Consider the following 5,246-nt stretch of genomic DNA (forward strand, 5'->3'; position numbering starts at 1 on the left):
CCGCTCGACGGTGTTGTTGTAGGTGCCCAGCTGTGACCGCGGAACTGCCCTTGCCCGTACGGCGGGAGCCCCCGGTTCCGCGGCAGTCCGGGCAGCGGTCCGGGCAGCACCCCGAAGAGGATGCCGAGCGGCACCCCGAGAACTCCGGAGAGCCCCGATGACCGTCCGCGTGCTGCTCGCCGACGACCAGGCCCTGCTGCGGGCGACGTTCCGGATGCTCGTCGACTCGTACGCCGACCTGGAGGTCGTCGCCGAGGCCGCCGACGGCGCCGAGGCCGTGGAACTCGCCCGCGCCCACCGCCCCGACGTCGCCGTCCTGGACATCCGCATGCCCGGCACCGACGGCCTCGCCGCGACCGAGGCGATCTGCGCCGACCCGGAGCTGACGGACGTGCGCGTGCTCGTCCTCACCACGTTCCAGACGGACGAGCACGTGGCCCGCGCGCTGCGCGCCGGCGCCGGCGGCTTCCTCGGCAAGGACGCCTCCGCGGACGAACTCGTCGACGCCATCCGCACCGTCGCCGCCGGTGACGCGCTGCTGTCGTCGGCCGCCACCCGCGCGCTCATCGCCCGCTTCCTCGCCACTCCGGAGCCGGGCACCGCCCGGGCCGTACCGGAGGACCTGGCGGTGCTCACCGCCCGGGAGCGCGAGGTGACGGCGCTGGTCGCGCAGGGGAAGTCCAACGCCGAGATCGCCGCGGAGCTGGTCGTCAGCCCGCTGACCGTACGCACCCACGTGCAGCGCGCGAAGACGAAGCTGGCCGCCCGCGACCGCGCCCAACTCGTGGTCCTCGCCTACCAGTCGGGACTGGTGCGGTCCCGGGAGTGAGCCGCGGGACGGGCCGCGCCCCGGCGGGAAGCGGAAGCGGCCCGGGGAGGGGTCTCCCCGAGCCGCGACGGCATTTCGGACAGTGTGCGGATGCCCGAGCAAAGAGATCGCGATGCGGCGATCTCACGCACCACCGCCCCGGCGCGGCCGCCAGTCGAGCGCGGGCGCATGGTTCAGAATCTCGTTCTCCAAGTGCTGCAGCGCGGGCCGGGGATCGATACCCAGCTCCTCCGCCAGCCTGCGCTGGTTGGTGCGCAGCACCGCGAGGGCGTCGGCCTGCCGGCCGGCCCGGTACAGCGCCAGGCTGAGCAGCTCGCAGCCGTATTCACGCAGCGGATGCGCCTGCGTGAACGCCTCCAGCTCGGCCACCGCCATCTCGTGGGCGCCCACCGCGAGCAGCGCGGCGCACCGCCCCTCGATGACCGACAGCCGAAGCTCCTCCAGCCGGGCGACCTCGGGCCGTACGTACGTGGTGTCGGCCACCTCCGCGTACGCCTGACCCCGCCACAGCATGAGACCGGCTTCTAATTCACGCAGCGCCTCTTGGGGCTTGCCTCTGTCGAGGGCCTCCCAGCCGGCGCCGGCGCGCTCGCTGAACCGGTGCACGTCGACCTCGACGACGTGGTTGTCCAGCAGATAGCCGCGACCGTAGGTGCGGAGCACGGTCGCGGAGGTGCGCGGGGCGCGGTTGGGTTCGAGGACGCGGCGCAGGTTGGCCACGTACGCCTGCAGTGAGGTGATCGCCGAGGGCGGCGGGTTGCCGTTCCACAGCTCCTCGACGATGACGTCGACCGCCACCGGTTGGCCCACCTTGCTGACCAGCAGGGCGAGCAGGGCACGCTGCTTGGGGGCGCCCAGGTCCAGCAGTCGGCCGCCGACGACGGCCTCGATGGGACCAAGGGCCCGGAACTCCGCCATGGGCCGGGGCGGGGCCGGGGTCATGGACGGCTGTGCGGGGCTCCAGCGGATCGGGCGCGACGGGGTCGGGGGCGCGGTCGGCGGCGCCTCCGGACGAGCCGGCCCGCTGGGCGTTCCGACGACGAGGGGTGACGGAGTGGCTTCGAGTTCGCGATCGAGTTCCTTGGCGAAATACACCTTCAATATCTCGTTGGCGCGGCGGAGTTCCTGAACCTCGCGCTCCAGCTCCGCGATGCGCCGCGCATCTCCGGTACCGGTTCCCATCCGCTGCCCGCCCTCGGAGTGGGACTGGCAGCTTCCACCCGATCCAGCGCCGATAACCATCGTGTCGACGTTGGTTCTGTCGTTCGTCATCTCTGAACTCCCAACATCTCACCGCCTTTTCCGGGGCGCCTGACCAGGGCCGGGTGTCGGCCCGGCCAGGCTGCCGGCCGTACAGCCAAGCAAGATCCGGTCACCGTACGTTCCGTGCGGTGTACGCGAGTGGTGCTGCGTGGCGCTCTGGGGATCACTCCCACGCCGCGGCATGACTGCGGCCCGTCCGTGCGGCAGCGCCATGGGTGTGCGCTGCCGGATCACAGGACGGGCCGCGGAGACGACGTGCGCCGCGTGAGGGAGCGAAGGCGCCGCAATGATTTGCTGCCGGAAAGCAGCAATCTCAACTGGAGTTTCGTCACATTCGACTTTTGCCGGATTTGGCGGCCAGCGAATCTCGGCCTGGCCGTCTGGCCAGTGGCCGGGTTCCGGACCTGCGTCGATCGTTAGCATTTCTGCTGCCCCCGTGTTTGTTGTCCAGTCCCCCGAGACTGGCCGGGGGTCAGCGTAGCCGTGAACGCTAATCCAGTCAAGGCCCGGCAATGCGGGCCCCGGCTTTACGCGGCCGATACACAACGCAATGGATCTCCGGCTGCCGAACACCGAGAGCAACGATCGATCTGGGGGCTTCGACGCTTTTCTCACCGGCTATTCGATCTCAACATCGCAATGGGGGGTTGTCAACACCGTTCCTGCGGTGATGGCGCCCCCTTGATCCCGTATCGGCCTGTTCCCGCACGTCGAAGGTCTGATCGATTACTCCACAGGGGCAGAGGGGCAAGGTCCTGCCATCCTCCGCGAGATAGCAGGAAGTTGCTAGAAGGGTGCACTGCCGGGACGTTTTTGCAAGATCGACCAGGGCTCCTCTCCCATCGTCGCGGAGGGGACGGATGCCCAGGTGGACGGGGCTGTGGAAGGGGGGAGAGTGTGGAGCTTCCGGTTCCGTTTCAGGCCGGCCGGGGCCGTGGCCGTAGACCTCGTGTCAGCACCGCCGGAGCCCTCCGCGCGGGTAGCAGAGCGTGACGGCAGCCCCGGCCGCGGGCCGCGCGCGAGCTGCCGCCGGAGGGTGGGAGGGAAGGTAAGATCTGCAAAGTCAGGAATGAAATTTCATTCCGCTCGCCGGGGCTCGAACGCATACCGCTCCCGGGCTGGTCAACGACCTGTCCCGAGGCCGACGCCCACCTTTCCCTTACGGGATTCAGGCGATTATTGCGACGAAATAATCCGGAGTTCTCCGAGGGGTCACCGAAGTCGCGGAGCGGCCTCGTTGCGGGACGCTTCGCCAGACGTTCCCCTGCCGTTTCCTATTGCCGGGTGCGGTGAATCGAATCTTCCGCAACGGCAGGGCAGGGTGGCCGGTTCTTTGCAATGAGAGCGGGAGTAGAATCGGTCCGGAGGGTGTGGGGAGCCGCGGCGCTGGGGATACCGCGGAGTGGGCGGTGACCGGCGAACCACCGGTGGCGGCGCGGGCCTTGGGGGAGGGGCCGCGAACCGGAGGCGTATCCGGGAGCCGTACCGCGAGGGGGGTGCGGTTTGTCTATTTTGCCCCTTCCCGGGTCGAAGCAAGCAAGAGACCTCATATACATGACAGTTGGCGGCCCCGAAATGTGACAGACGATCATGAATTTTTTTCCGGGAGACCCCACGCGGCCCTCGCGTGCCTCTTCCGGCAGCGGGGTCACATTCCCCCGGCGACCGCTGTCATGAGCGTGAAAGACGCACGTCCGTCACACGCGACGAGGAGACGACCGTGGCAGCACAGAGCGCGGATGCAGCCGCCGGGCCGGGCCCGGGGACGACCGGGGCAGCGGGGCCGGACCCCAGGCGGTGGCTCGTCCTCGTCGTCATCTGCGTCGCGCAGCTCATGGTGGTCCTCGATGTGACGATCATGAATCTCGCCCTCCCGTCGGCGCAGGAGGACCTGGGGTTCTCGCTCGCCAACCGGCAGTGGGTCGTGACCGCGTACGCGCTGGCGTTCGGCAGTCTGCTGCTCTTCTGCGGCCGGCTCGTCCTCCTCTTCGGCCTCAAGCGGAGCTTCCTCGTGGGCCTCGTCGGCTTCGCCGGCTCCTCCGCCGTCGGCGGCGCCGCGACCGGCTTCGAGATGCTGGTCGCCGCCCGCGCGGGCCAGGGCGTCTTCGCCGCGCTCCTCGCGCCGGCCACCCTCACGCTGCTGAGCACGACCTTCACCGACCCCCGGGAGAAGGGCAGGGCGTTCGGCGCGTACGGCGCGGTCGCGGCCAGCGGCGCGGGCCTCGGCCTGATCATCGGCGGGGCGCTCACCTCGGGTTTGTCCTGGCGCTGGTGCATGTTCGTCAACCTGCTCTTCGCCGGCGTCGCGCTGCTGGGCGCGGGGCTGCCGATCGGCCGCGACGCGGCCGCCACCGGCCCGCGCACCAAGCTCGACCTCCCCGGCGTCGTCCTGGTGTCGGGCGCGATGTTCTGCGTCGTCTACGGCTTCTCCCACGCCGCGAACGAGGACTGGAGCACCCCGCAGACCTGGGGCTTCCTCGTCGCCGGCGGAGTGCTTCTGCTCGCCTTCGCGGCCCGGCAGGCGCGTGCGGCGCACCCGCTGCTGCCGCCGCGCGTCGTCCTCGACCGCAACCGCGGCGGTGCGTACCTGCTGATGCTGTTCGTCGGCGCCGGCATGTTCGGGTTCTTCCTCTTCCTCATCTACTACATGCAGACCACGCTCGACTACTCGGCGCTCACCTCGGGCGTCGCCCTGCTGCCGATGGTCGTGCTCACCGCCGTGGCCGTGAACATCGGCAACATCAAGATCATGCCGAGGTACGGCCCGAGGCCGCTGGTCGTCGCGGGCCTGGCGCTCAACGCCGCCGGCCTGGCCTGGCTGACCACGGTGGACGTCGACTCCCGCTACGTCACCACGCTCCTCGGCCCGATCCTCGTCCTCGGCTTCGGCATGGGCCTGATCTTCGCCGCGGCGCTGCAGACCGGCACCACCGGCGTCCGGCCGCAGGACGCCGGCATCGCCTCGGCGGGCATCCAGGTCGGCCAGCAGCTCGGCGGCTCGGTGGGCACCGCGCTGCTCAACACCCTCGCGGCGAGCGCCCTCACCGACTACCTGGCCGAGCACGCCCAGGGGCAGCCGACCGCGGAACTGCTCCGCCTGGCCGCGGTCGAGAGCTACGTCACCGTGTTCTGGTGGTGCGCCGGCCTTTTCGCG

3 protein-coding genes are annotated in these 5,246 nt (G+C 70.2%); 2 read left to right on the forward strand and 1 reads right to left on the reverse strand.

All coding sequences use genetic code 11. From position 1 onward, the window contains the following. Positions 1 to 157: 157 nt before the first annotated feature. Positions 158 to 829, forward strand: coding sequence for a response regulator transcription factor (locus H5J30_RS16590; RefSeq protein WP_181788203.1), 672 nt, complete (start codon positions 158 to 160; stop codon positions 827 to 829). Between the two features lie 123 nt (positions 830 to 952). Here the strand turns inward: H5J30_RS16590 and H5J30_RS16595 are convergent, their stop codons facing one another. After that, complete coding sequence (locus tag H5J30_RS16595; protein ID WP_181788204.1) at positions 953 to 2,011, reverse strand: AfsR/SARP family transcriptional regulator; 1,059 nt, start codon at positions 2,009 to 2,011, stop codon at positions 953 to 955. Between the two features lie 1,801 nt (positions 2,012 to 3,812). Here H5J30_RS16595 and H5J30_RS16600 point away from each other — a divergent pair. Then, a partial coding sequence (locus tag H5J30_RS16600) for an MFS transporter (protein ID WP_309505551.1) occupies positions 3,813 to 5,246 on the forward strand: 1,434 nt, incomplete at its 3' end.

The organism is Streptomyces phytophilus, assembly GCF_013870535.1.
Taxonomy (GTDB): domain Bacteria; phylum Actinomycetota; class Actinomycetes; order Streptomycetales; family Streptomycetaceae; genus Streptomyces; species Streptomyces phytophilus.

Bases quoted from the DNA above. Each gene is read 5' to 3' on its own strand.
- H5J30_RS16590 (WP_181788203.1), top strand. From the start codon at position 158: ATGACCGTCCGCGTGCTGCTCGCCGACGACCAGGCCCTGCTGCGGGCG.
- H5J30_RS16595 (WP_181788204.1), bottom strand. From the start codon at position 2,011: ATGGGAACCGGTACCGGAGATGCGCGGCGCATCGCGGAGCTGGAGCGC.